This is a genomic window from Rubripirellula obstinata (assembly GCF_001642955.1).
GTDB classification, from domain to species: Bacteria; Planctomycetota; Planctomycetia; order Pirellulales; family Pirellulaceae; genus Rubripirellula; species Rubripirellula obstinata.
This window is the reverse complement of sequence record NZ_LWSK01000078.1, coordinates 1-26,265: the sequence shown is the minus strand read 5'-3', so window position 1 is coordinate 26,265 and position 26,265 is coordinate 1. Positions and strand designations below refer to the sequence as shown.

The 26,265-nt window shown below is 52.1% G+C and carries 17 protein-coding genes; 6 read left to right on the top strand and 11 right to left on the bottom strand.

The genetic code is table 11. From position 1 onward, the window contains the following. Nucleotides 1–167: 167 nt before the first annotated feature. The 9 genes from RC85_RS17585 to can all read right to left on the bottom strand — a co-directional run bounded on the left by RC85_RS17585 (nucleotide 168) and on the right by can (nucleotide 16,254). Entirely contained in the window at nucleotides 168–770 is a 603-nt protein-coding gene (locus RC85_RS17585) for a LemA family protein (RefSeq protein WP_068265184.1), read from the bottom strand. Nucleotides 771–1,124: 354 nt separating this feature from the next. Further along, nucleotides 1,125–7,835: a lectin-like protein gene (locus RC85_RS17575; RefSeq protein ID WP_068265181.1), complete on the bottom strand. Its 6,711-nt coding sequence runs from the start codon at nucleotides 7,833–7,835 to the stop codon at nucleotides 1,125–1,127. A 565-nt stretch (nucleotides 7,836–8,400) separates the two neighbouring features. Next, a complete protein-coding gene (locus tag RC85_RS17570; protein ID WP_068265180.1) occupies nucleotides 8,401–8,889 on the bottom strand; it encodes a PIN-like domain-containing protein in 489 nt (162 codons plus the stop codon). Continuing rightward, complete coding sequence (locus RC85_RS17565) at nucleotides 8,822–9,736, bottom strand: DUF433 domain-containing protein (RefSeq protein WP_162273224.1); 915 nt, start codon at nucleotides 9,734–9,736, stop codon at nucleotides 8,822–8,824. The genes RC85_RS17570 and RC85_RS17565 overlap by 68 nt, the downstream gene beginning before the upstream one ends. An 84-nt stretch (nucleotides 9,737–9,820) precedes the next feature. Further along, a complete protein-coding gene (locus tag RC85_RS26370) occupies nucleotides 9,821–9,988 on the bottom strand; it encodes a magnesium chelatase subunit ChlI family protein (RefSeq protein ID WP_235033345.1) in 168 nt (55 codons plus the stop codon). A 25-nt stretch (nucleotides 9,989–10,013) separates the two neighbouring features. Next, on the bottom strand, nucleotides 10,014–10,865 hold the full coding sequence (locus tag RC85_RS17560; protein ID WP_068265178.1) for a hypothetical protein: 852 nt from the start codon (nucleotides 10,863–10,865) through the stop codon (nucleotides 10,014–10,016). A 683-nt stretch (nucleotides 10,866–11,548) separates the two neighbouring features. Continuing rightward, entirely contained in the window at nucleotides 11,549–13,096 is a 1,548-nt protein-coding gene (locus tag RC85_RS17550) for a YifB family Mg chelatase-like AAA ATPase (protein WP_068265174.1), read from the bottom strand. Between the two features lie 106 nt (nucleotides 13,097–13,202). After that, nucleotides 13,203–15,596 carry a type IA DNA topoisomerase gene (locus RC85_RS17545; protein WP_068265172.1) on the bottom strand — a complete coding sequence of 798 codons (2,394 nt, stop codon included), beginning with the start codon at nucleotides 15,594–15,596 and terminating at the stop codon, nucleotides 13,203–13,205. Nucleotides 15,597–15,609: 13 nt separating this feature from the next. Further along, on the bottom strand, nucleotides 15,610–16,254 hold the full coding sequence (can, locus tag RC85_RS17540; protein ID WP_068265170.1) for a carbonate dehydratase: 645 nt from the start codon (nucleotides 16,252–16,254) through the stop codon (nucleotides 15,610–15,612). A gap of 350 nt (nucleotides 16,255–16,604) precedes the next feature. On the opposite strand from can, the gene RC85_RS17530 reads away from it, so the two are divergent. After that, on the top strand, nucleotides 16,605–17,192 hold the full coding sequence (locus RC85_RS17530; RefSeq protein ID WP_149752851.1) for a hypothetical protein: 588 nt from the start codon (nucleotides 16,605–16,607) through the stop codon (nucleotides 17,190–17,192). Between the two features lie 333 nt (nucleotides 17,193–17,525). Here RC85_RS17530 and RC85_RS17525 read toward each other — a convergent pair whose 3' ends face one another. Beyond that, entirely contained in the window at nucleotides 17,526–18,848 is a 1,323-nt protein-coding gene (locus RC85_RS17525; RefSeq protein ID WP_068265166.1) for a M20 metallopeptidase family protein, read from the bottom strand. A gap of 349 nt (nucleotides 18,849–19,197) precedes the next feature. On the opposite strand from RC85_RS17525, the gene RC85_RS17520 reads away from it, so the two are divergent. The 4 genes from RC85_RS17520 (at nucleotide 19,198) to RC85_RS17505 (ending at nucleotide 23,392) form a co-directional block, all read left to right on the top strand. Continuing rightward, nucleotides 19,198–20,397: an agmatine deiminase family protein gene (locus RC85_RS17520; RefSeq protein ID WP_235033347.1), complete on the top strand. Its 1,200-nt coding sequence runs from the start codon at nucleotides 19,198–19,200 to the stop codon at nucleotides 20,395–20,397. Nucleotides 20,398–20,534: 137 nt separating this feature from the next. Further along, entirely contained in the window at nucleotides 20,535–21,551 is a 1,017-nt protein-coding gene (locus tag RC85_RS17515) for a PP2C family protein-serine/threonine phosphatase (RefSeq protein WP_068265165.1), read from the top strand. Between the two features lie 171 nt (nucleotides 21,552–21,722). Beyond that, nucleotides 21,723–22,574 carry an EamA family transporter gene (locus RC85_RS17510; protein ID WP_157593956.1) on the top strand — a complete coding sequence of 284 codons (852 nt, stop codon included), beginning with the start codon at nucleotides 21,723–21,725 and terminating at the stop codon, nucleotides 22,572–22,574. After that, nucleotides 22,571–23,392, top strand: a complete 822-nt coding sequence (locus RC85_RS17505) for a class I SAM-dependent methyltransferase (protein WP_068265161.1) — start codon at nucleotides 22,571–22,573, stop codon at nucleotides 23,390–23,392. Before RC85_RS17510 ends, RC85_RS17505 begins: the two co-directional genes overlap by 4 nt. 389 nt (nucleotides 23,393–23,781) lie before the next feature. Here the strand turns inward: RC85_RS17505 and pepT are convergent, their stop codons facing one another. Further along, on the bottom strand, nucleotides 23,782–25,041 hold the full coding sequence (gene pepT, locus RC85_RS17500; protein WP_068265159.1) for a peptidase T: 1,260 nt from the start codon (nucleotides 25,039–25,041) through the stop codon (nucleotides 23,782–23,784). A gap of 169 nt (nucleotides 25,042–25,210) precedes the next feature. Here pepT and RC85_RS17495 point away from each other — a divergent pair, with 169 nt between their 5' ends. Then, nucleotides 25,211–26,092, top strand: coding sequence for a 3'-5' exonuclease (locus tag RC85_RS17495; RefSeq protein ID WP_068265157.1), 882 nt, complete (start codon nucleotides 25,211–25,213; stop codon nucleotides 26,090–26,092). Nucleotides 26,093–26,265 lie beyond the last annotated feature (173 nt).

Here is a 26,265-nt window from a genome sequence, read left to right as displayed (position 1 = left end):
GGCTACGCCGCGAAACCGAGCCAGAGAAAAAGTGAGATATAACGCTGCCATCCGGGGATTTACATCCCCGGCAAAGAGCTTCCGTCCCTCCGGGCCTAACTCGCAGTAATTAATACGACGTCCCCTGCGAAAGGCGACACTTATTCCCCGCTCGTTCCTAAGTAATCCTAAAACGATACTTTGGGAGCCGCTTGAATCTCGGCACTGTCCTCGAACTCCAGCAAGTTTGCGTCTTGGGTATGTCCGAACATTCCAGCGAAGATCACCGGCGGGAAAGTTTCCTTGTAAACGTTGTAAGCAGTCACAGAGTCGTTGTAGGCTTGCCGCGAAAACGCGACCTTGTTTTCCGTCGATGTGATTTCTTCACTTAACTGCGCCATGTTCTCGTTGGCCTTCAAGTCGGGATACGACTCCGACAGCGCGAACAGTTTTCCGAGTGCCCCGGTCAGGCCTTGTTCGGCACCAGCAAGCGCCTGCATGGCAGCCGGATCGGTCACGTCGGCGGAGGCTTGTTGAAGACCGGTGACCGCCTGGTTACGAGCCTGGATCACCGCTTCCAGCGTATCCTTTTCGTGCGCCATGTATCCCTTGACCGTCTCGATCAAATTGGGAATCAAGTCATAGCGTCGCTTTAGCTGGACTTCGATCTGCGCAAAAGCATTGTCGACGCGGCCTCTCGACGTCACCAGCTTGTTGTAAATGCCGACAATGATCATGACAGTCATCAAGAAAAAACTGACAACCACCGCCAATACAATCCAACCCATCATCCAGCTCCTGTTCTTATTGTGAAATGACGCCTCACAGCCCACTACTCGGCGGAGTCAAGCCAGTGGCAATCGCAAATCGACATTTTGCTCGCATCGCAGCATTATCATAGCGTGCAGCACGATTTTGTATGGGCCCAGCAAACCGTTTTCGCAATCCCACCGAAACGAAAAGGCCCAAACAATGTCAACGTCGGGCGCGCCGTAACCCAATTTGCATCTTGGGGGTCGAAAATAACCACGGATGGCTTTCGCGGGACCACGGATGAATACCGATCTGGAAGAATTTTCAAGTTGACCGAAACGTGTCAAGCTGATCTCTCACCTTGTTGGTCATCCACTTTCCTGGTGAATCAACTAAGGACGCCCAAACGAATTTCGGAAGGCAGCGAAATCGACCAGGCCAACCACACCGTCTCGATTGTCATCCAAGTCTGATCTGAAACCGTTGTCACCGACATCTAATCCAAAACCAGATCGGAAGGTAGCAAAGTCACTCAAGTTCACATCACCATTGCCATCGGTATCGCCATACTTCGCAAAGAAGTCATCCGCATCCCTAGAAGTCGGGATGTAACCGTCGCCGCGGAATTCAATCGTATAAGAATCGCTCTGCAGTTTAGATGGCACGCTGGATTGGCTATCGACAATGCCTGTTCCAGATTCAAAACTTAGGATTGCAGTCGTTTTTCCGTCGTTGATTTCTGATGCAATCCTTAGTCCGCGGACACGGACACCGGTATCGACCGAAATCAATTGAATTTGACTTAGCCCGAGATCAATTACTGAATCAAAAGTGATTTCAATCGTTTCTATCGCAGATCGTGTTGCAGAGTTTCCATTGATGGACACGGACTCGATTTCCACCGACTGAGGCACATCATTAGGCGTATCTGCGATCAGGACACTGAGATCGTATTGTGCCTGGACTCCATCGCCGGCTTCGGCGGTTACCAATAGCTCGTAATTACCATCGGCTGGCACCGACGTTTGAATGTAGTTTGATGCCACGTAGGTCGTCGATTCGAGGACCGTTCCCGCGGAATCCCGAAGCTCGATTCGCAGATTGGCAAAGGACCACTCAGGTCGATTAAGCGTAGCGATCACCGAGGATCCAGCAGTGATTGCCGACAACCCAAATCGGTCTTCATCAACGTTTGCCGAGGGGGCATAAGCGGTCGCAGAAATTCTACCTCGACGAACTTCTGGGGTACCAGTTTCTTCGTTAAACAGAATCTCTTGAGCCTCGTTCGAACTGGATTCTGATTCAAGTTGTCCACCGCCAAAGGTTGCAATCTCGATGTCGTAGGCAATCGATCGAATTCCATCAACTAAAACAAAATAGGTGCCTGTTTCAGTAAGTTCCAGCTCACGAATTAACCGTATGTTGTGATTGCTGTTCCCCGAGACAAAAGGGATCGCGATCTCTTGAAGTGAAGCAAGCTGTCCCGTTCCGCTGGGGTCAAAATAAACTTCAACACTGGGACGCTGGTTCAACGTGGCGCTATCATGCGACACAAAAATATCTGCTACGTCACCAGCCTGCCCGTCAAATTGCCACCAATCAGGCCCGAAGTCAGGATCGATTCGTCCCGAACCGATTTGCGATCGCGACCAAGCCGTTCCGTCGCGATCCTCGATTAAAGGCAGGAACGCGCCGTCGATGGGATCGAAATCGCCAATGGTTTCAGGGACCACGTCACCACGTATATCCGCAACATTGAAAGAACGCTGCGCTGCGATTCGTTGATCTCCAAAGCTCGCTGCATCTTCCTGGGCTTCGATCAGGTTTCCCACACGATCAAAGAGTGCATCGGTGATGACGATTCGATTGGCTCCCGGCAGCAAAAAACCATCGTGAATGCTTGCGGTCACGAAATGTTGCTGAAGAGGCGAATGGATATTCAAAGATTCCAGGGAGCTAACCAAGTCGAAGTCGTAGTTGTAATCATCCGCGGTTCCGAATGTTTGGTCCGCACCAGCGTGTTGAATCACGATTGCATCACTCGGTAACAACTCAGAAACGATTTCCTCGTTGAATTCAATTTTCAACTCACTGATTTTATTCGTTGAGGTTGCTCCCTCGGCCGGGACACCTGAAAAGCCAAAGACTTCCGGCAAGATGGTTTCCGAGATCGTTCCACTGACAACAACCTGAGCATCAAAACCGCTTTCGCCAGCATCTTGCCTAATTTCTATCTCGACGATTCCCTGGTCCGTCGTGGTCCCCTGAAAACGGCTTGGGCTCGGGTCAGTGTCCACCAAACCAGCACCGTCGGCGAAAATTCGCGGAGCAGCACCCGACCAATCAGGCGCGCCGGTGATTTCGGCGACGATCACAGTTCCTGGTTCGAACCATCCCAGGCGAGGACTTTGAGCTGCTGTGGTGAACTGCTCAACGGTTGCAACGTATTGGAATGTACCTTGGGATTGATCAATTTGGTCTTCGACGGTCGAACGGTCCGCGAACGGTCCAATTGGCAAAGTATCGGAAACCAATACAGCGAGCTTCAAGGAGTCTGGCACGATTGCATCGAGTTGGCCGGGCGGCGGATTCATCGAACTACGAATGAAATAATCAGCATCCTGATCCGCGATGAAGGAAAGTAGTCCTGTACTAAACTCGTTGTTTAAGGCATCAAATATCCGCGTCAGTTCACCGCCAGGTTCCTGCCGAAAGATAACAACATCAGCTTGGTTGTTCGTGGGTCGTTCAAAACGAACAGAGATACTCTGCCCCTGCTCCGCAGAGAACACCCACCAATCTTCGTCGTCCTCGTCAGCGGCAAAACTGACCGCAATCTCCGAACGCGCAATGTCTTGCCCACCCGGATCATCATGGATGGTTAATCGTATTGCGTTGTCCGCATCGATGTTCTCGCTCGTTCCAAACAGGAAGCCTTCGGGAGCCCCCGCAAAGGTAAATGTTCGCACAAGTTCGCCGCCAGGAAATTCATCCTGGTTTCCGTCGATTGGCGTGCCAGATTCATCCGTCAACAAACTGGTCAGCGTGAAGCGATGCAGCCCCACTGACAAAGGTTCATTGGCCAACTGGTAACGAAGCGCTGTCGCGCCATCGATCAATTCAATGCTTAGGTCGTACTCTTGATCGTCGGCGGTATCAAGGATTCCGTCTGCACCCGCACCAACAAGCTTCACGACATCTTCTGACAACGATCCCGCGAAAGCTGGTGTATCGAACCGAATGGTATCGCCAAGGAACATTTCGTTGAGGGTGTCGCCATCCTGAATCGAACCAGCGTCAGCGATAGAAAACAAGCTGCCACCGGCGATTGAAATCGTTGCATCGTAAAGAGACGCAAGCGAATTGATCGCGAAATCGGGATCCTCTGGATCAAGTGGTCGCTGCGTAATTCCTGGTCTTTGATTGCTCGAGGAAAACCATTGACCGGTGTTCAAGATTCGGATGCCGCTAAGCGGATCGGCATTCTCGATATCAAAGCCGTTGGCGAAATCAACTTCCTGACCATCATGCCAACGCGGTGGGTTGGCGGTGTGATCTAGCCCAATCCATTTCCCCGCGGATCCCGCATACTGGTCGGCAAGAATGACGTTTAGCTCTGGACTGTCCACCGTTGCGAGGAACTTTCCATCAGCAGCGACTACATCTAACACTTCAGGATAAAAGTAACTCAGGTCAGTCAGTTCAAATTGTCGATTGTCGAAGATCACGGAGTCCACCGACACGATCGCCTCGTATTGTCCATCGGCTGGTATTTCAGCACTTAGCGAAAGATTCTCGGGATCCAGATCAGCGACTACCTGGCCAGTTGAATCAACTAGGTCTACTCGTAGATTCGCTTGCGAAAGAGGCGAATTGTTGACGACAATTTGTACCTGTTCACCTGCGGCAAGGGTGCCAAGATTCAGTCGATCCTGGCTGGTGGCGGTTTCACTGATGCCAGTAATCACTGCCTGCCTTAATCCGCCACTGGGCGAGAAATTCAGTGACTCAACAGTCGAACTTGCAAAGTCCAAGTCAGGATCGGACAACGCAATCGACAATCTGGATTCTCCCGGGATATCACTTCTAGATCGAAATCGGTAGGTCGCTGTTCGAGTAAGATCGATGATCCGACTACTAGTGTTTCTGAAAAACTGGTTTACGCCATTTTCATCTTCGTAGAAAAACGTGAATAGTCCCGCAAAATCGCCGAGCAAACGAAGCTGCTGACCGGCTTCTGCCTGGAAAGAGAACCAATCATTATTCCCAGAGCTCTGGTTCGCTACAATGACCGGCGTTTGGCTCCACTTGCTATCGGCAGATTGAAAAACCGGCAGCGCGGTTGCGTTTTCAATCTTGTCGTTATCAATGCCTTCGCCGATCTCGCCCGGAAGCAACGCTGCGACCTGGAACGCATCGACAAAGATGCCGCCAATCAATTGGTTGCCGTCACCGTCAAGCAAATTCCCAGCTAAGTCGGTAACCGAATCCTCGACCACGAATCGATAGTAACCATCCTCCAAATACTCTTGCTCGATGTCGACGTGAAGCCTCGGTCCATCAAACTGGTTCGCACTTTGTATTTCTGCTGTGATTTCGATCCAGCGGTCATCCAAAGTGCCAAAGTTGTTATCTGGACCAGCGTAAAGCAAGGTCGCATTTTCACTGGTCAAGGAATCCGAAAGGATGGGTTCGCTGAAGTCGTAAAACAACTCGGCGATCAAGTCGCGATAAACACCAAGGTGGTCCGATTCTTCGTCATCAAGCGTGAGCGTTGGGCCTGATCCATCTACGATCGTGACCCTAAAACTGTATTGGTACTCGTTGGATCCTTCTCGGACTCCAGCGCCAGACTCTTGCTGTGAAAATTCAAACTCCAAAGCCGTTGATTGCGTTACCGTGGCTTCAAATATGTTTTCTGCGGGATTTGTGTCAACCAATCCGGCCGTTTCGTTAATCGGAACGAACGTTGGAATGGCACCAGACCAGTGTGGATTGGGCAAGATTTCCAGCCGAAAGGTGTCGCCTGGATTGAGATTGGGGAATTCGAAGGCGTCAACATCATCTTCTTCGGCAAAGGTTTCCCCAACAACGGATTCAAAGGTCTGGTCACCTACTTGCTCCGGTGCAATCGATTGCGTTCCACCGGATTCATTTTCCAGAATTGCATCTTCGTGAATCAGAGCTGACAAGCGATAGGTATATTGCTCACTAGAAAAAACAGGACGAACGCGTGCAAAGTAGGTACCTGTTTCCTGTACCTGGAACTGCTCTTGGGTAAACCCCGTCCCCAGGCCGACGAGATTTGAACCATCATGCCGAAACAGAGCGACTGTCGGGTCGAAGCTGCCACCACCGTCGCGTTCCACACCGAAGATAACCGACTGTCCCTCCAACAATTCAAGGCTCCAGAAGTCGTCATCGCCCACGATCCCCAGCCCCACCGCAGATCGGCTCCATTGCCCCGTCACACCATCAGCTTCAATGGGCAAGACCACTGCTTGGTCGAAAGTATTGTTGGGTTCGATTTCCGTAACCGTAGGTTGGCCGCCCACTGATGGAAGGACGCTGAATTGTTGAATCAAAGTGCCCCCGGCAACACCATCTCCATCGACATCAACGCCGACCCCGTAACGATCGGTGATGTTGCCATTAACGACCAACTGATAGTCGCCCGCACTCAACGTCGCTGAGGCTAGATTGACGCTAATTTCTGGTACCGCAAAAGGATTGGTGGCCTGCGGAGTGCCGAGTGCATTGGTGTAAATATCGTCCGCAGTTCCAAACTGACCATCGACACCGCTGGTCCGGACTTGGAAGGTCGATTCGCTCAGGGAGTTTTCATCAAAAGGCTTGCTCAATTGGATCGTTACTTCATCCAGTGCCCCTTGCGAAAATGATCGCCCCTGCAACTCCGGTGCAATGGAGCGAATCGATGGAATCACATTGTCCTGGATCTCGATCCTGGCCGCATACGTCGCCGCAAAACCGGATCCTGTCAGGTCCGAGTCATCTGCACCGAGAATTCTTTCGGTGATGCTTGGAATCTCGGAAGTTCGTGCGGGCGTGATCCAATCGCCTCGGCTAAAACAAAAACACTTGTGCGAAAAGTCTATCGCGCCAAACGGGCTGCGCGATGGCTCGCTGTTACCCCAGTTTCGGTAGACTGACGCTTCACCATCAGTCCAGGCATAGGAATCGTCTTGGTCGATGTCTTGCAGCCCGATCCAAGTGGAAGACCAATAATCACCGAACTCCTGAATGATTCTCTGGTTCAGAGAAGCCGACTCGATCGACACCAATTCGGCCCCGTTGGCGATGGCTGCCTGTCGAGCGTCTTCCCATCCCTGGTGTACCGGATCGTACTCGTAGATTTTTCCGTTTAGCCTGAACGAGGCCGACGCGATCGTCGCGGAATAGTAGCCATCCGAAGGAATCGTCCCACGGAAAACAGACGGAGATGGGTCGGTATCGACAATGGGCTCGACGTTGGATCCCACCGTAACGAGCGGCGGCAATGTCGAGCCTTCCGGAATATCGCTAGCGTCAACTTCAACGACGGTGCCAGCAGAAAAATATCCGAGTCCAAAATTATCCTTGTCGCCAAGAATGATAGAACCGCCGACGTTCGCTCGCAAAGTTGAATTTGCTAGATCCACATCCTCAAAGACTACAAAGTCTTCGATCAATGCAAATCGACCTTCGTCATCATTGATTTTTTCTAGCTCTGGGTTTTCCTCCAACTGAATGTCTGTCCCAACATCAATGCGAATTTGAAAGTCACCGAAAAGACCACGGTTTGGTTCGACTGCCAATTCATAGGTACCTGTGTCAGAAAGATCCTGCAGGTCGATCAGATTCGGCCGAGAGTTATCTAGGTTATTGTCATTCCCAAGCCGAATCACTTCACCGCTTGGATTGCGAAGAAAGAGATCCGGAGCGTAATCAATCTGGTCAGCTAAAATCCGCAACCGCTGGCCGGCAACGATCTCGATATCCAAGGTTTCGCGTGCACTCGCACCATCCAGCGTTCCAGAAAATACGGAAGTTTGCAGTAGGTCAGACGCCAGCAACTGTCGAGCTTCCAGGTGTTCGACAGACAACCGACGCCCGAACTTCCGTGACCCAAGACGAGTCTCTCGCCGTTTTCTTGTTCTCGCTTGGGAATGGCTGCCCAGCTCATCTTGTGAACGACACATTCTATGGTTGACTCCGATGGATCGAGAGATGTCTCAAACTGCTGTCGATTAGTAGTTTAACACGTCAAAGACGAGATTTATGATCACATCCGGCGAAATTGCCAAGACCGATCAAAAAGCCGAAAAACCGTCAAATGCATCTCGGCGATCGTTCGGCTAACACGTAGGAACTTGTATGGGGTGCGATCGAAGAAAACCACGGACGGCTTTCGCGGGACCACGGATAAATACGCATAAATACGGATAAATACGATGCCCGCACCACCACCACAACAACATCCGTGGTCCCGCGAAAGCCATCCGTGGTTAAAAACCCTATCCCCAACCGATCGCTCCCTACGTCCACAAATCGCGATCAAGGTTTCGGTGTCGGATCTTTTGACGGTACCGACCAACGTGCCGCCATTGCCCCCGTAACAACTTGATCAGCGAATATCTTCAGGTTCATCTGAGGTGATAGAAGAGAAGACTATTGGCGGAGCTTTCTTTGCAGCCCATCGTAGCCATGAACATACTTGACAGTGCCCGCCTTCGTGATTGTCGCGATAAACGGCATTGGTTTTCGCTGAATCATCCGCACCATGTCAGTGTGAGCCTTTGCAAACGCCTGCCCCATATCCTTGCCTGTCATATCTGCTGACTTCAAAATAAATGATGCAGTACCGGAGCGGAGAAGCGCTACTACTTCGATTTGGTTGACAAGAATATGACGATCTTTCGTCAATACGATCCAGCCACGCTGCCCAACAATTGGTAGCCAGTGTTGATCTTCAGCGTCTTGCTCAAAGTGATCGGTGTGCAGTTGAACGATTGCACCCACGTCTTCGAGCGCAGTCCTCACATCGTGATTTCCCAAACACTTGTCGAGATAGAAGACCGGATTCGTAAGATCAGGCTGCGACTTTGATTTGCAACTCGCAACGGAGGCCTTCTTCGATTTCGAGTCGCGTGCAGCCATAGTCCTTCTTTAAAGTGTCAATCGAATCCCCCGCTTTGTAGCGTTCGGCAATGACCGCCGTTGCGATGTGCATACTTGCCAATGCCGGGCGACCGAATGCGAAGTTTGGATCAATGAAGACTAATTTAGGACTCTCCTGAGCGCGTTGATGTGTGAAGGGATATAAACGAGAAGTGAGATTATCCTTCCATTCAAATCTTTGAAAGTAGATTTCGATTCCGTCTAAAAGAATTTGACCACCTCCAGCAGCATCAACGTATTTGCCCAGGTGTTCTACGAAAAGTTGCGCACCACTTATCCGGAAGTCTTGCTGAATCAGCGGACGCTCCCAACCAAACTCTTTGCGAACAAAGCCAATCGCTTTTCGGATATGCCCGAGATCAATTTGATGATGTTTGCGAAGGACGCTGAGGACGTGGGCTTCACAAAGGTTGTAGAACGAAAGCAACGGAACATTCTTGTTGTGCAAATCAACAATCGGCCTGAATCGTTTTGCTCCATCCTGCGTTTTATACGACCTGCCCAATACCCAAGAACGCAACGTCGCCACTGGCATCTGCAGGTAGTGGGCTGCGGTGGGAACAGAATACGCAGGAATCTCTCTGGGGTCAGAGAAATTCAATGCAGCTTCGAGATTGAAACGGAGTTTAGGCACGGGTTTACCAATGTGGACAGGAATATCCGAAATTAGACATTCAAAAGCTGGCGCGTCAATGTCGCGTCCTTGACACGATTCTCCATTCTCACAGGACTTGATTCTACACTGCGACTGAGGGTCCGACATTTGGCAATCGCAAGAGATCCCGTGAGTTTCTTGCTTGCACGCGCTTCCAAAATAATCAAGCACGGACAGCAAATAACCTTGCAACAACATCCGTGGTCCCGCGAAAGCCATCCGTGGTTAAAAACCCTATCCCCAACCGATCGCTCCCTACGTCCACAAATCGCGATCGAGGTTTCGGTAGCCGATGGCTTCGGCTAGGTGCATTTCTTCGATGGATTCGTCGCCAGCGATGTCGGCGATCGTTCGGCTGACTCGCAGGATCTTGTCGTGGGCGCGAGCGGATAGGCCCATCTCTTCGACGCTGTGTCGCAGCAACCAGGGCTCTAATCCGATCCCATTGCTATGTCACGATTTCGTTGTCGGATTGCCCCGTTTTCGATCCACGCAGATTCTTAATTTTGGATCTGCGATTAAAGAACCATCCAATCGCAGCGAGTACGATCAACCAGGGTGTATGTGATAGCCATGGTCGAAGATTGAGCGAGGGTTTAAGTGGATCACCGGAAAATGTGAACCTAATATCTGAATTAGGTAAGTCGCCTCGGATAATTTTTCGGTGAAGTAGCAGATTGCCGTCAATCAGCCCAGCAGATTTATCGATATCGCAAAACCGTGACGCCACGTACTTTGAACGTATCAAACCCGTCGATTTGTCTTCGACATTTGAGTTTTCGTAGCCAAACACCTTGCTGTCCAATCCAGCGTGTTGCACATACAAGATGTGATCGAATTTTTCGGATTCGTGAATCTTCCCATCATGAATGTGGATCGTTGGGAAGAACAGGTCGCTTGCTACGGATTGAAACTCAAAGGCCATTGGATGCGGTTTGAGAGAACCTGCAGCTAGTTGAAAGACGGCGAACCCAAAGTTCTGGTACTCGGGAATGCTCTCCCAGATTTCATTTGGCAATTTGAATCTGGAATCCAGCAGATCGAAGTCAGGTAGGGTCGGCACGAAAGACGCGATGTAGTTGCCAACTTCGAATACCTCAAGATCGTGCCTCGACGCGGGATCAAACGGCGCAGAACAACCGATACTGGGAGGTGAGCTGAATGGGAATCCATCAGCCAGATCATCAAAAAACGCGTCGTAATCTTTCAGGTTAATGAATCTGAGTGATTCTCCATCGGAAGGTTGTTTGACGGGCAACGGCAAAATCATTGCATTTTGGTTGCTGGATTCGTAGTTCATTTGATACGCCAAAAATTGCGTACCAGTTCCGCTGGGCCTAGCGAATATCTGCGTGTTGCTAACAGAGATTACAGGTTGAGTGAAAATGCACATGCAGGTGTCATTCAAGCGACGTAACAAAACAAATTAACGAATTGCGAGAAATCAAATGGTCAGACCTCTTTTGTTCAAACCAACCAAACCCTCGCTTCATAGCTCTGGTCGATTCGACCGACGATCATTTCAAGTTGTCCGGGCAAACCGATTGACTGTAGGCGTGAAAAGCTGCTGCGTGACCGATGCGGGTCACAAACACTTGGGCATCCGGAAGATGATTCCACAGTTGATCGCTTGAGTTTAGACTCCGAAGCGCCTCCTACAGTCGATTGGCAGATATTGCCGCCGCGTTCACAAATTTCGTCGCGTTCAAGTTTTCGTATTGCCAACAGAATCTCCCAGGTTTGACGAACGGCACTCATCGATTGTATCCGAAGAATCCGGTCCAACGATCGCAATTTAACTTTCGAGTTTGAATTACTCTGATCGAACTCTGTGATTTCAGCGGTCGAAGATAACCACGGATGGCTTTCGCGGGACCACGGATAAATACGGAGGAATTCGATAACCGCACCACCACAACAACAACATCCGTGGTCCCGCGAAAGCCATCCGTGGTTAAAAACCCTATCCCAACCGATCGCTCCCTACGTCCACAAATCGCGATCGAGGTTTCGGTAGCCGATGGCTTCGGCTAGGTGCATTTCTTCGATGGATTCGTCGCCAGCGATGTCGGCGATCGTTCGGCTGACTCGCAGGATCTTGTCGTGGGCGCGAGCGGATAGGCCCATCTCTTCGACGCTGTGTCGCAGCATTTGCTGGCAGCCTTTGTCGAGTTCGCAGTACTTGCGAACGTCGCGGCTGCTCATTTGTGCGTTGTAACGAGTGGATGAATTGGCAAAACGGTCGGCTTGTCGCTCGCGTGCCCGTTCGACTTCGCATCGCATTTGTTCGCTTGATGTTCCGATTTTAGTTTTTGAATTGCCTTGTAATTCTTCAAAGGGAACCGCCGGCACTTCGATTTGAATGTCAATGCGATCAAGCAGCGGACCAGAGATCTTGTTGGTGTACTTTTCAATTTGCGGCGGCGTGCAATTGCAACTTCGTCTTGGGTCAGACCGGTATCCACACGGACACGGATTGGCAGCGGCGACAAGCATGAAATCGGATGGGAACGTGGTCGATCGCATCGCGCGGCTGATGGTGACGTTGCCGTCTTCGAGTGGTTGTCGCATGACTTCCAATGTCTTGCGATTGAATTCGGGAAGTTCGTCAAGGAATAGAATTCCGTTGTGTGCCTTGCTGATTTCGCCGGGTGCTGGTGGACTGCCGCCGCCAACTAATCCAGCGTCGCTGATAGTGTGGTGGGGCGATCGAAATGGACGGCGAGCCAGCAGCGGTTGCCCGGCCGGAAGCTGACCCAGTGCCGAATAGATGCGAGTGGTTTCGATTGATTCAGCGGCTGACAATTGCGGCAGGATCGTTGGCATTCGCTTGGCCAGCATCGTTTTGCCGCTGCCGGGCGGACCGACCATCAGCAAATTGTGCTGAGCCGCTGCGGCGAGCGTCATCGCTCGCTTGGCGGATTCTTGTCCGCGGACGTCGGCGAAGTCCAAGTCATAAACGCTGAACTGTTCAAAGAGTTCTTGGATCTTGCTGGGGTGTGGATCGATGTCGATCTCGCCGGCAAAGAAGGCGACGGCTTCGGCCAGCGATCGAACTGGGATCACTTCCAGGTCTTCGACGACGGCCGCTTCGGCAGCGTTTTCGGCCGGGACCACGATGCCGCGAAGCTGTTTGTTTTTGGCAGCTTCGATCGCGATCGACAGTGCTCCTTTGACCGGGCGGGTTTGTCCTTCTAGGGCTAGTTCGCCAATCACGGCGTAGTCTTCCAACCGATCGGCCGCCAATTGCCCGCTGCCCGCCAAGACTCCGATCGCAACCGGCAGATCAAACGATGCGGCTTGCTTGGGAAGATCGCCCGGTGCCAAGTTGATCACCACGCGGTCTTGCGGGCGAATGAAGCCGCTGTTGACGATCGCGCGTTCGACGCGATGAGTGGACTCTTTGACGGCAGCATCAGGCAAACCGACCAGGATCGTTTTAGGCATCGCCGCCGGCGATATATCGACCTCAACATCCACTGCCATCGCTTCGATGCCCAGCAGCGTAAATGTCTTCAATCGAGCAAGCATCCCAATAGTTCCAGTGTTGCAGCGTAACGGATGTCCACTGCAATGGTGACGTCTCGCTGACGGCCGTGCAACTAGTGAACGCCAGCGGTATTGGCTGAAGCCAACTTTAAAACTTGAATTGAACCTTGCCGTCGACCAACTTCAATTTGGCATCGAACTTTTTTCCAGCCTTGGAACGAAACCCTTTGATGATCGGTGTTTCACGTTTGCTGAGCAATTTCTTGACGTTGGTGATGGAGATTTTTTTTCCAGAGATGGTTTTCCAAATCGTCATCCCACAACCGTCTTGCCATTTGCTGCATCCGAATGACCTTGGCGTTTCAATCACCGGGCTGCCGCAAAGGGGGCACGGTCCGAGCCCATCGGTGCTTTTCTGAGATGATGTTTTTTTGCCTGACGGATGTTTGGATTTGGATGCGGGAGAATCGCTTTGTTCGTTTCCTTGAGGCAGTGGAACTTCAGCTATTTTTCCCGACTTGGTCAGGATCAGTAGGCACTGATCACCATCGCCTGTCGTGATCGGCTGGGCCAGCGAACCCAATTGCAACAGTTCGCGAAGTTGCGTCATCGTCAAAGTTGTATCGGCATAGTTTGGTGACAAGACGAACTGGCATCCTTTTCGCCACGCCGAACAACCCAGTGCCTTTTTTCCGGCGATCACTTTCTGGCCACAACGCGGACAGTCGCCGTAGACGCTTGGATCAACGATGGACGCATGGTCGCTTTGAACGATGCCGCGAGTGTACTGAGCGATCTCGTCCATGAACGACTTGGATGACAATTGGCCGCGTTCGATCTGCTTTAGCTTTGCTTCCCACTCACCCGTCAGTTCAGGACTGGTCAGGTTTCGGTCGGTAACGATCGCGATCAGGTAGCGTCCCAGATCGGTAGCGACGATGTTCTTTTTCTGTCGATCGATGTACTTTCGTCGCAGCAGAGTTTCAATGGTGGCTGCCCTGGTCGCTGGCGTGCCCAAGCCCTTCTCTTTGAGAGCTTCGCGAAGTTCCGCTTCTTCAACAAACTTGCCCGCCGTGTCCATCGCACCCAGCAACGTGTTTTCGTTGAAGTGTTTTGGTGGAGAAGTTTGCCCCGCTTTCACCCAAGGTTCGTGAGGTCCTGATTCACCTTTTTTGAACTCCGGCATCGATTGCGAATCATCGGTCTCTTTTTCTTTTCGCGGGTAAAGAATGGTCCATCCTGGAATAACAACACGAACGCCACGAGCTTTGAATTTGATCTTGCCGGCCGACGCATCGATCGTCGTAATCTGTTTCTCGCAAGCCGGATAAAATGCGGCAATAAACCGGGTCACTACTGCCTCGTAAACTCTCTTCTGCTGATGGCCAAGTCCGCCCGCCGTCGCTCCGGTGGGAATGATCGCGTGGTGGTCGGTGATCTTTGCGTCGTTGATGATGCGAGAATTAAACGCAAGCTTGTTCAAATCCAGCTTACCAATTTCGCTTGGTTTGAACGCACGCAGTTGCCCCAGAATTTTCGGAACCTCCTTTCGCATGTCTTGGCTTAGATATTGCGAATCGGTCCGCGGGTAGGTGATCAACTTTGCTTCGTAGAGTGATTGGGCGGCAGCCAGAGTATCGGCGGCTGAAATTCCAAAACGGCGGTTCATGTCTCGTTGCAATTCAGTTAGGTCATATAACTGCGGCGGCAGTGATTTCTCGGCACGGGCGACGATCTTGTTGATTTCTAGCGAGTATTTTGCGGCGGCTTGTTTCTGCTGTTCAGCTTTCTGCTGGTCCTTAAAACGGTCACCCGTGTGGCGAAACTGCACGTTGCGATACTTCGTGAACAGTTCCCAAAACGGTTCAGAGACGAATGTCCGAATCTCGTCATCGCGTCGAACGATCATCGCCAAGACCGGCGTCTGCACTCGGCCAAGACTCCATAGCAAACCTTTGGGCTGCTTTTCATCCGATGGGGTTGATCGCCCGCTGGATCGATGACGAACCGTGTAATTTCGAGTCGCGTTTAACCCGACGACCCAATCCGCTTGGCTGCGGCACTTCGCGGCGGCGTATAGATTGTCGTAATCTGAAAGTGGGCGGATCGAATCGAACGCTTGCTTGATCGCTGAAGGTGTCAGCGAACTTAACCACAACCGTCGGGCCGGTTTTCGACTGCAACCGGCCAGCGTTTGGATGTAGCGAAAAATCAGTTCGCCTTCACGTCCGGCATCGGTGGCACAGATCAGCGAATCAGCTTGTTTGAACAAACGTTTGATGATCGCGAACTGCTTCTTTGCTCCATCGTCCTGACGCAAACGCAGTTGAAAATTCTCTGGAACGAACGGAAGCGATTCCAACGTCCAACGTTTCAGCTTTGGATCGTAATCACCCGGTTCTTTCAATTCGACCAGATGCCCAAACGCCCAGGTGACCTGATAGCCGCCGCCTTCCAAATACCCATCACGCCGGGACGTCGCGTTCAGATACGCGGCCAAATCGCGGGCGACGGATGGTTTTTCGGCAAGGACAACACGCATGCAAAAACGATCCTTACGCTAATTTGTTGAGACAAGATTCGTAGACGGACTCCATTTCTTCATGGCCTTGCACGGTGATGCCAAGATCCTTAATCAAACCATCGCCCAATCCATAAACCCAACCATTGATTGAAAGGAATTGTCCTTTCCGCCAAGCGTCGCGAACGATGGTGGTTCGGCAGACGTTCTTTACTTGCTCAATCACATTGAGTTCGCACAATCGATCGACGCGGTCCTTGGGGCTCTTAATTGCATCAAGTCGATGTTGATGATTGATGGCGACATCTTGGATATTGCGCAACCAGTTTTCGATCAGGCCAAGTTCTTTGTGGAATAGCGCCGCTGATACTCCACCGCATCCGTAATGCCCACAAACGACAACGTGCTTGATCTTCAAAACCTCAATCGCAAATTGCAGGACCGACAAACAATTCAGATCGGTGTGAACCACTAGGTTGGCAACATTTCGATGAACGAATAATTCACCTGGATCCAGACCGACGATTTGGTTCGCGGGCACGCGGCTGTCGGCGCATCCGATCCACAAGTATTTGGGTGCCTGGATTTCCGAGAGTCGCTGAAAGTAATCGGGATCGCCTTCAACGATATGCTGAGCCCATTCCTGATTGTTCTTGAGAAGATTAGGGAGTGACTTCACGGAATCGTTCCTGAGTTGAAGGTGAAACGGCGACGAAAGCAAAGTTTCGGTTCAAGCGTCTGCTGTTCCAGTGTGACTGACCAGCGGTCCGCGTGCCATCATGTGATCGGACGTCAAAGCAATTCTGCGAATCAAAGGGCGTCTGCCAAACATGAGGCATTTCGGAGATTGTCACAGAATTCTTGATCACCATTCACCCAGCGTGCCGATTATTACGTCGAAAGCCGTCTCAACCGGGGATGTGCATCGCAGTTTGAAGGCTGGGCATCGTGTTCTACAACTTATTGAAGTATTCGAATCATAAACACGGGCGTTTCCAGGCAGCGTTCTTGCTTTTCGCCATTGTTTGCGTGTCCCAATTGACCGGATGTGCGACTGTGCTTAGCGAAAAACGCTATCCCGTCACCATCGCCAACTCTCAAACGCCCACCTTCTTTTCGGTACACGACCGCAAAAACCAAATCATTCACCAAGGCGTGACGCCGCAGCAAGTAACGTTGGACGCAAAGTCGTATCCGTTCTGGCCGGCAAAGTATTCCGTGGTCTTTGCCGGTCAGGAATCAACCAGCGAATCGCATGAATTGAAAGCTAGAATTGACCCATGGGTTGCCGGCAACATCATCGTGGGCGGTGGGCTTGGTGCGATCGTCGATGGGGCTACCGGTGCGATGTTCAAGCTACCCAAAACCATCACCGGAAACGTGCCACCGCAATTCGCCGTTACCGATTCCAACCAGGGATCATTCCTGGCATCGTCGATGATGAATGGAAAAGGCAGTCATGCGACTGATCCAACAACCGTCGCCGCATCCGAACCGGCCGAAGTCATCGCGGCAAATGCAAACGGAATGAGCGGAAGCACCGCGAAGGGTGATCCAACGCAAACTGCCGTGATGCCGGTATCAGCATCGACGCAATCGCCAAGCTACACACGTTAGCCCCAGCGAGTTGGCGCAGGCAGATGATTTTATGCGTCTAAATTTCGCGGCTTCGCGTATCGACAACTTTGTGTTTTCTGTGCCCTTTGTGGCTAAAAAAACATCAGCATGCATCAGAGTTTCTCTTCAGTTTCAATCCACGGACCTGGCAACGGGAGATTTTTCTAGCCATAAAGGGCACAGAAAACACAAAGGGAGGCTTCGTCGGGGGTGTGGGTTGGGTTGTGATTTTTGGGCAAAACGATGAGCGGGCAAAACGATACTGCGCGGTGATGATGATGGGTTTTGGATAGTCGTTTTTGTGTCGATCACTCGGTTGAGGTGAAAATCGATCTACTGCAGCAGGTCGATTGCTGCGGCTGACATTGTCTTGACGGAGATTCGCAGCGTTTCGGGTGCGTCGGGGTAGTAGGCGGCTGAGTGGAGTGATGGTGGTGGGATTTCCATTTTTTCGAAGCGTGCCAAGCGGTTTGCGTTTACTGATCCGACGCTGTACATCAGGATTGGAACACCCGCGATTCCGTAGCGGCTAAAATCTTCGCCGCCCATCGACGGTGTGCCGTCTTCGACATGGTCAGCGCCGATCAAATCTGAAAAAAGGATTCGCATTCTGGCGGCTAATTTTTCGTCGTTCTTCAGCGACGGAGTGCCTTCGCTGAATTCTAGAGTTGGCGACGGCGCACCGTAGGTTTTTGCAACGCCTTTGGCGCGGCGACCGATTGCGGCGAGTAGTTTTTGACGCGATTCGTCTCCGTAGCTACGAACCGTCAGTTGCAGTTTGCACTGGTCGCCGATGATGTTGTGCTTGGTGCCACCATGGATCGATCCGACGGTGATCACGGCTGGTTCCTGCGGATCCATTTCGCGGCTGACAATCATTTGCAACGACATCACCAAGTCGGCTGCTTGGACGATGGGATCAATTGCGGTTTCGGGAGCAGAACCGTGTCCACCGCGTCCGATCATCGTGATGTCAACGCTATCGACATTGGCCTGCGAAAAACCGGATCGAATGACGACGTTGCCGGTCGGCCGGTCGCTGCGAACATGCATCGCGAGTGCGTAATCAGGTTTCTTGAATCGCTCAAACAAGCCGTCGTCCAGCATCGCTTTTGCGCCCTTACCTTTCTCTTCCGCCGGTTGAGCAATCAACATCAACGTTCCTTTCCATTTGTCGCGATTATCGGAAAGGTATCCAGCCACGGCGGTTAGATTGGTCATGTGGATGTCGTGACCGCAGGCGTGCATGACGCCGGTTTCGGTTCCATCTTCGTTGGGGGCAACCACGGTCGACGCGAACGGTAACGGCGTTGCTTCGGTGATGGGCAAGGCGTCCAGATCGGTGCGCAGCATCACGGTTGGACCCTCGCCATTGTCTAAAATTGCAACGACGCCGTGACCACCAACATTGGTCGTGATTTCAAATCCTAGCTCTTGCCATACTTGGGCAATTTTGGCGGCGGTCTTTTCTTCGCAAAGTGAAAGTTCGGGGTTTGAATGCAGCCATCGATACAGTTCCATGTGCTTGTCGAGATGGCTGTCGAACCATTCGTCTGGATCGGCCGCCATGGCTGGGTTCAGATTCACCAATAGCGTGCAAAGGAAAATGAAACCGGCGGTCAATAAGAGTAGATCAGCGAGTCGTGAATTCTTCATCGACGTTTTCCTTACAGGATTAAAGCAAAGTAGCAGGGGGCAATCACGATTGGTCGGTATTGAATTGCGGCATGGAAGAAGCCGTTGTTTAGACTCTAACAGCTTCGCACGGAACCGTTAGCCAACCAGGTTCTGGTTTTTGTAGGCCGTAGCGAGTGGAGCGAGTTACGGCATATTTCACAGCCCTGCCGTAACTCGCTTCGCTCGCTAAGGCCTACTTTAGGGGCTGTTCAGCTAATTGGTAGTTTCTTATGAATTCAGTAGTTCGCCAATCGGCGAGTTGGTTTAGAATTGCGGGGCTTTCGACACCATGATCGAAAGGGTTAACGCACAACAAACTGGTGTTCCTTTGAATCGAATAATCTCTACCGTTTTGGTTTGTTTTCTTGGCACCTGTTGCGTTGCCAAAGCCGACGATTCGATTCAAATGAAATTGGATTCGCAGGGTGGCGCGATCGTAACACGCAGCCAGCTTAATCCCTATCCACGCTTGGTTGCTGAATTCGAGCCGACTCAGGTTTTGCTGTTTGGTGTTAGCGACTGGCAACCCGCGCATCGCGAAATTCTGATCGAGATTGCGAAGAAGACAGCGGGTCATGTCAACGTGATGATTCTATGCAACAACACTTGGCAGATCAAAGACACGACGGAGTGGTTGCTGGAAGGTTCTAACGATTTCGAGCATATCTATTTTCGAGAGATCGCGCTCGACACGGTTTGGCTTCGCGACTTTGGACCCATTTTTTCGCAGACAGCGACGGGCGCGCAGGCACTCGATTTTTACTACGAAGGAACACGCCCCAAAGACGACGAGCTGCCGAGTGTTTGGTCGCGTTTGACCGGTACAAAGTATGTGAAAGTTCCTTGGACGATTCAGGGTGGGAATTTGATCTGTAATGGACAAGGAACCGCGCTGGTGACGAACCGGGTCTTTGAAGACAATTTCATCACGTTTCCGAGTCCAACCGCTGGCCAGAATCCTGAAGTCGAACGTCGTAAGATGGTGGTCGACGAATTGGTGAAGTTCACTAATCTGTCTCAATTGGTGGTGTTGGAACCGTTGGAATCTGAATCAACCAAACATGTTGATATGTTTGCGACTTTCTTGTCGCCCGACGATGTGCTGGTTGCCAAGCTGGATCCATCGGCGGACCCAATCAACGCTGCGATCTTGGATCGCAACGCGGCCAGATTGCAGGCGGTACGCGTGGGCGAAGGTTCAATGCGAGTTCACCGAGTGGAGATTCCGGTTCGGCAAGGCACGTCGTGGAGCGCCTACACCAACGCGATCATTGCCAGCGATTTGGTGCTGATCCCGGTCTTCCAAAGCGACCCGATTGCCCTGGTACATGCTGCGGTTGCGACCTACCAGCGATTACTGCCGGAGCATTCTGTGAAAACGATCGACATGACTAGCATGAAAGAATTGCAGGGTGAATTGCACTGTCTGTCGCTGCACGTTCCCGCCTTCGCGGCGGTTCCTGATAGTATCTATCCATTCAAGAATTCCGTGCGAGCGTACTTCCCGGAGAAAATAGAAGCGAGATAGTCAGGTAGTGTAGATCTATCCCAACCCGAACGCGTCAGCGAGGGATTCAGGTTAGGGTCAATCCCTCGCTGACGCGTTCGGGTTGGGACTTCGTTAGATAAGCCGCCGCCCGATACCTTACCGCGTGAGAATACGTTGTGAACGAATCAGAACTTCCAGAGGACTTTGATCCTCAATCGTCTGCGTCGTCTTGTGGGGCGACTGATTGCGGCAAAGTTCGCGAGCAGAACCAAGACCAATTTTTGATTGCCCAGTTGAACAAATCGATGCAGGTGACTGCGACGTCGATGCCTCTGGAAAATCGGTTGTACGGGAGCGTGCAAGGCGAAGTGTTGTTGGTTGCCGATGGCATGGGCGGACACGCGGCTGGCGAAAAGGCTAGCCACTTGGCGATCGAGCATTTTGTTCGCCGACTGCTAAGCAGTGTGCATTGGCATTTCCATGACGATACCGATCGTGAATCGGAGTTCATGGAAGATTTGCAGAAGATGGTCCGAGATGCGCACGCTAGGATCGTCGCGGAAGGGCAGTTGCACGAGGACCAACGGGGCATGGGGACGACGTTGACGACGGCGTACATTATCTGGCCAAGGATGTACGTGACCCACGCGGGCGATAGCCGCTGTTATCTGATTCGCGGGAAAGAAGCCAAGCAGATGACGACGGATCACACGTTGGCTCGTCAGATGGTGGAAGCTGGTGGGCTAAAACCCGAAGAAGAAGCCGGCAGTAAGTGGAGCAATGTGCTGTGGAATGTTCTGGGTGGTCGGACCGATGGTGGCGACATTGAAGCAGAAGTGGTGCGGGTTGATTTAGAACCAGGTGACCGTATCGTACTCTGTAGCGATGGACTGCATCGCTACATCGATGCAGAGCGATTGGCGGCCATCATCGATGAATTCGATCAGCCTGATGCCGCATGTCAACGTTTGATCGAGATGGCCAACGAAGCCGGTGGCGAAGACAATATCACGGTGATCGTTTCACAACCGATGCCAAGCGAAACCATCAGCACGACTTGGGTTGAAGATCACGATACAGAAATGCGAACGTCTGCTGAATTAAAAGATACCGAGGTTCTTGATGCGTTGGATGGAGACGATTTCGGAGATGATGGAGACTATGATCCGCTTCACGACACGTTGCCTGAATAGGGTCGCTGTCGATGTTTGTGTTACCGGGGCATTCGTCTGAGCATTACGAAATCCTCTTCGATCGATTTATCGCCTGGACATTCCGCTAGCGTCGTGGCCGGAGCGGTGTTTGGTGCCGGGTCAGCCGTTCTTTACACGGCAGCCAATGTGGCGCTGCGGAAATGCGTGGGCGTGGATCCCTTTTTGGTGGCCGCGGTCAAAGCAGCTCCGACCGTCATCGTGCTTGGGCCGTTGTTGGGTTGGATGCTATTTCGTGGCATGACCGTGATGACCAGCGGCCGAATGATTCCACGATTCATTGCGGTGGCATTGATCGGTCAGTTTGTTGGCAACGCGGCGTTTCAGGTTGCGTTGGAAGTGATTGGTTTGGCGGCATCGGTGCCGATTACTTTGGGCGTTTTGATCATCGGCGGTGCCGTTCTGGGGCGAGTCGTTTTGGGTGAACCGGTTCGTGTGACAACCATTGTGGCGATTACCACGCTAATCGCCGCGATTGTTATTTTGTCATCGCCAGGTGAGTCAACGATGCCGCCGGAATCAACATCCAAGCTGTCGCCCTTGGTGGGTGCGTTGTGTGCCGCTGCGTCGGGTGCTGCCTATGCATTGTTCGGCGTCGTGATGCGACAAACGATGAACGGTGGTGTGACCGCGACGCTGACCATGTTCATCAGCGGTTTGGTTGGAACGATTTCACTTTGGTCTTTTACCATGTTCCGGCTAGGCCCCGAAGTGATCGCGATGACTGATCCCGATCAGTGGATCATCATGTCGTCGGCAGGCTTCTTGAACTTTGCTGCGTTTGTTGCGTTGTCGTATGCACTGAAGGCGTTGCCGGTGGTCGCGGTCAATCTGATCAACGCTTCACAAGTTGCGATGGCGGCGATTGCCGGCGTGATGATTTTTGCTGAACCGATTACCAGCTCTTTGGTCACTGGAATCGCACTGACGTTTCTGGGTCTATCGATCTTGGCGACTGGACGAAAGAAGAAATTGTCCATCCAACGATTCAAAGGAAACCAATGACGTCAGCCGACCGGTTTGCTTTTGGCAAGAATTGGCAAGCTTTTTTGCAGTCGATGGACGAGCAACGGATCGATCGCGCGATTGATTCCCTGCGAACTCGATTGCAGACCGATGATCTATCGGGAAAACGGTTTTTAGATATCGGTTGTGGCAGCGGACTGTTTTCGCTGGCGGCCCATCGGATGAAAGCGGATGTGCGATCGATCGATTTTGATCCACAGTGTGTTGGCTGTACCGAATCGTTGAAACAGACTTATGGAAGCTCCGATCCATCCTGGACAATTCAGCAAGGTTCGGTCTTGGATGAATCGATGATGCAGTCGCTTGGCACCTTCGACGTCGTGTATTCGTGGGGCGTGCTGCATCACACCGGACAAATGGAACAAGCGATCGAGTTGGCGAGTCAGAGGGTTGCCGAGAACGGTATCTTCTTCATCGCGATCTACAACGATCAAGGCCTTGCCAGCAGGCGTTGGCTGCGGATCAAGCAAACGTATCATCGGTTGCCGTCGCCGCTGCGAAGCGTTTGGGTGGGATTCATTGCTGCGATCTACGAAACCAAATTTGCGTTGGCCAGGGCCGCTGCATTTCGCAACCCATTGCCGCTTGCGGACTGGCGAGCCAAGAAGGATGACCGCGGAATGTCGGTGTGGCATGATTGGGTTGATTGGGTCGGCGGGCTACCGTTCGAGGTCGCGACGCCGGACCAGATTGTCAATCAAATGAAAAAGCGCGGCTTTACACTGGAGAATTTAACGACGGTCGGAAAAGGCTGGGGATGCAATGAATACGTGTTTCGGCGAGTGCACGTGACATAGGCTTTGGGTTAAGACCTTCGATGGTGACACCGAATAAAAACGGCGCAAGCCGTTAACTCCACAACCCCAAACCTTCCGCGGCTTAACCGCGTGGGCATCGCCCCGCGCCGTGAAGGGTTTTTATCGTTTAACCGCGTTGGGCATCGCCCCGCGCGTCGCGCTGGTCCCGCAGCGCGACGCGCGGGGCGATGCCCACGCGGCTAAACAAAACAATGGGTTTTTACTGGACCAAAACTCTTCACGACGTTGGATCCCACCTCCCCCGCTGCGCGGTGGAGGTGGATGGTGGTGTTCACCGAGGAATGTCAACCATTCCAATGAAACCCGGCCTTTTGCCATGAAAGTGGCGTTGTCCAGCTATGCCTCCTTTGCAAGTCATGTCCAAAGACTCACACGCGATGCTCGCTCCAAAGCCCTAGCATTTCTACCAAGTGCTCGGTCGCTTCGACCATTTCGTCCAAGCATGCGAATTCGGTGACGGCGTGAATGTTGTGTTGGCCGCTGGACAAGTTCGGTGTCGGCAAGCCCTTTTCGGTTAGCTGACTTCCATCGGTCCCGCCGCGAATGATCTCGCGATTCGCTTGACGGCCGAGGTTTGCGAATGCTTGTTCGGCAAGCGAAACCGCTTCTGGGAAATTGACCAATCCGTCTCGCATGTTGCGGTACTGCCGGCGGATTTCTACCTCCGCGCGAATGCCTGGTGTTTGCTTTGCGATGCTATCGGCGACGCTGCGAATTTGATCGGCATAGACTTCCAGATCATCTGATTCGAACGACCGCAGAATCAGTTCCACCGTTGCTTCACCGACGCCGCCGGTGATTGAATTCGGGTGGATGAAACCGTCTCGATTGTCGGTGGTTTCTGGTGTTTGCCGATCACGCGGCAACGCCGAAACAAAGTCGCTGGCGGCTCGCGCCGCGTTGACCATGCGACCTTTGCCGATCGATGGGTGAATGTTGTGGCCGATGAAACGTACAGTCGCGCCGTCGGCTGAAAAGGTTTCAACATCGATCGTGCCACGACCGCCACCATCGATGGTGTAGGCAACCATGGCATCGAGTTGGTTCAAATCAATCTTGTCGGTTCCGTGACCAATTTCCTCATCACAAGTAAACAAGACTCGCACCGGTCCGTGTGGCAAATGAGGATTCTCGATCAACGTTTGTGCCAGTTCCATGATGATGGCGACACCGGCCTTGTCGTCGCCACCCAGCAGCGTCGTTCCATCAGTCGTGATCAGCGTCTTGCCCACCAAGTCGGCAAGCGAGGGCGATGAATCAAGCGAGATTACGACGCCGGACGATAGTGTGATGTCACCACCGGGATAAGATTCAATCACATCAGGTCTGACGCCGTGCCCAGGTGCTTCGGGTGACGTGTCGACATGCGCGACCAGGGCAACGGTCGGACAGGTACCATCGATGCTGGCGGGAACCGTTCCCCAGACCAACGCATGTTCGTCTTGCCGAGCGTCGTCGACCGACATCGCCGCAAGTTCTTGTGCAAGCATCCGACCGAGTTCCCGTTGGCATTCGCTGCTGGGGTAGGTAGGACTGTTTGGATCAGCGGGCGTTCCTACACGGACATAACGCAGAAAACGCTCGAGCAAACGATCGCGATTGATGGTGACTTTGGCGGTGGCGGTCATGGAGCGTTCTCAGTGGAAGTGGTGATGGAAGAGTGGGTTTGGCAAGACGATAGGTGGCAAGACCATTTCAGGCGTCGTTTCCTGCGCGGGGAAAGAAAACTGTTAAACTGATGGCTCATGTAAACGGCGAACCTGAATCATTGCCTGGTGCGGATTGAGTATTAAATCGATGGCTGAACAAATTTCGTATCTCATCTTTGACGTTGAAAGTGTCGCCGATGGGGACCTGATTTCCAAGGTCCGCTATCCAGGGATGGACAAATCGCCTGACGAAGCGATCGCGACGTTTCAGGACGAATTGATGGAGACTCGCGGGACGACGTTTATTCCCTACACATTTCAGGTGCCCGTTGCGGTCGTGGTCGCCAAGGTGGCCGTCGACTTCAGTCTCGTTGATATCGTGTCGCTCGACGAACCGGAATTTCGTCCTCACGTCATCACAAAACATTTTTGGCAAGGCTGGGAAGCCTACAAGTTCCCGACGTGGGTGACGTTCAACGGTCGGTCTTTTGATCTGCCGATCATGGAATTGGCTGCGTTTCGTTTTGGGATCTCGATCCCCAATTGGTTCCGTGGCGGCGGGTATCAAGCACCACGAAATCGATTCAATGCGGAAGCTCATACGGACCTGCAAGACGTGATCACCAACTTTGGCGCAGCACGTTGCAACGGAGGACTGAATCTTATCGCCACGCTGCTGAACAAACCGGGGAAAATGGACATCACCGGCGACCAAGTTCAAAAGCAATTTGATGCGGGTAACAAAATGGAGATCAGCGATTACTGTCGATGCGATGTGCTGGACACGTACTTCGCTTTTCTACGAATCCAGACGTTGAAGGGAAAAATCGTCCTGGACCAAGAATTAGAATTGGTCGCGACCGCCAAACAATGGATTGAAGATCGAGCCGAAGACTGCGTGGCGTATCAGGATTACCTAAAACACTACGGCGATTGGGAAAATCCCTGGGTTGATACGGCCGTTGATCCAGCGGTTGATACGAAAACAGACAAAGAAGTTGAAGAGAAGGACAAGGACATTTCTGCTTAGATGGGCCGCACTAAGGAACGAGCGGGGAATAAGTGTCGCCTTTCGCAGGGGACGTCGTATTAATTACTGCCGGATTGGTGTCGTCACTCATCCCGAGGGAAGTCGAACAAATAAATGCAAATTGTCGTTGATCGATCCGCGATCATAACGCTGGTGAATAGTCCCAGCGGGAC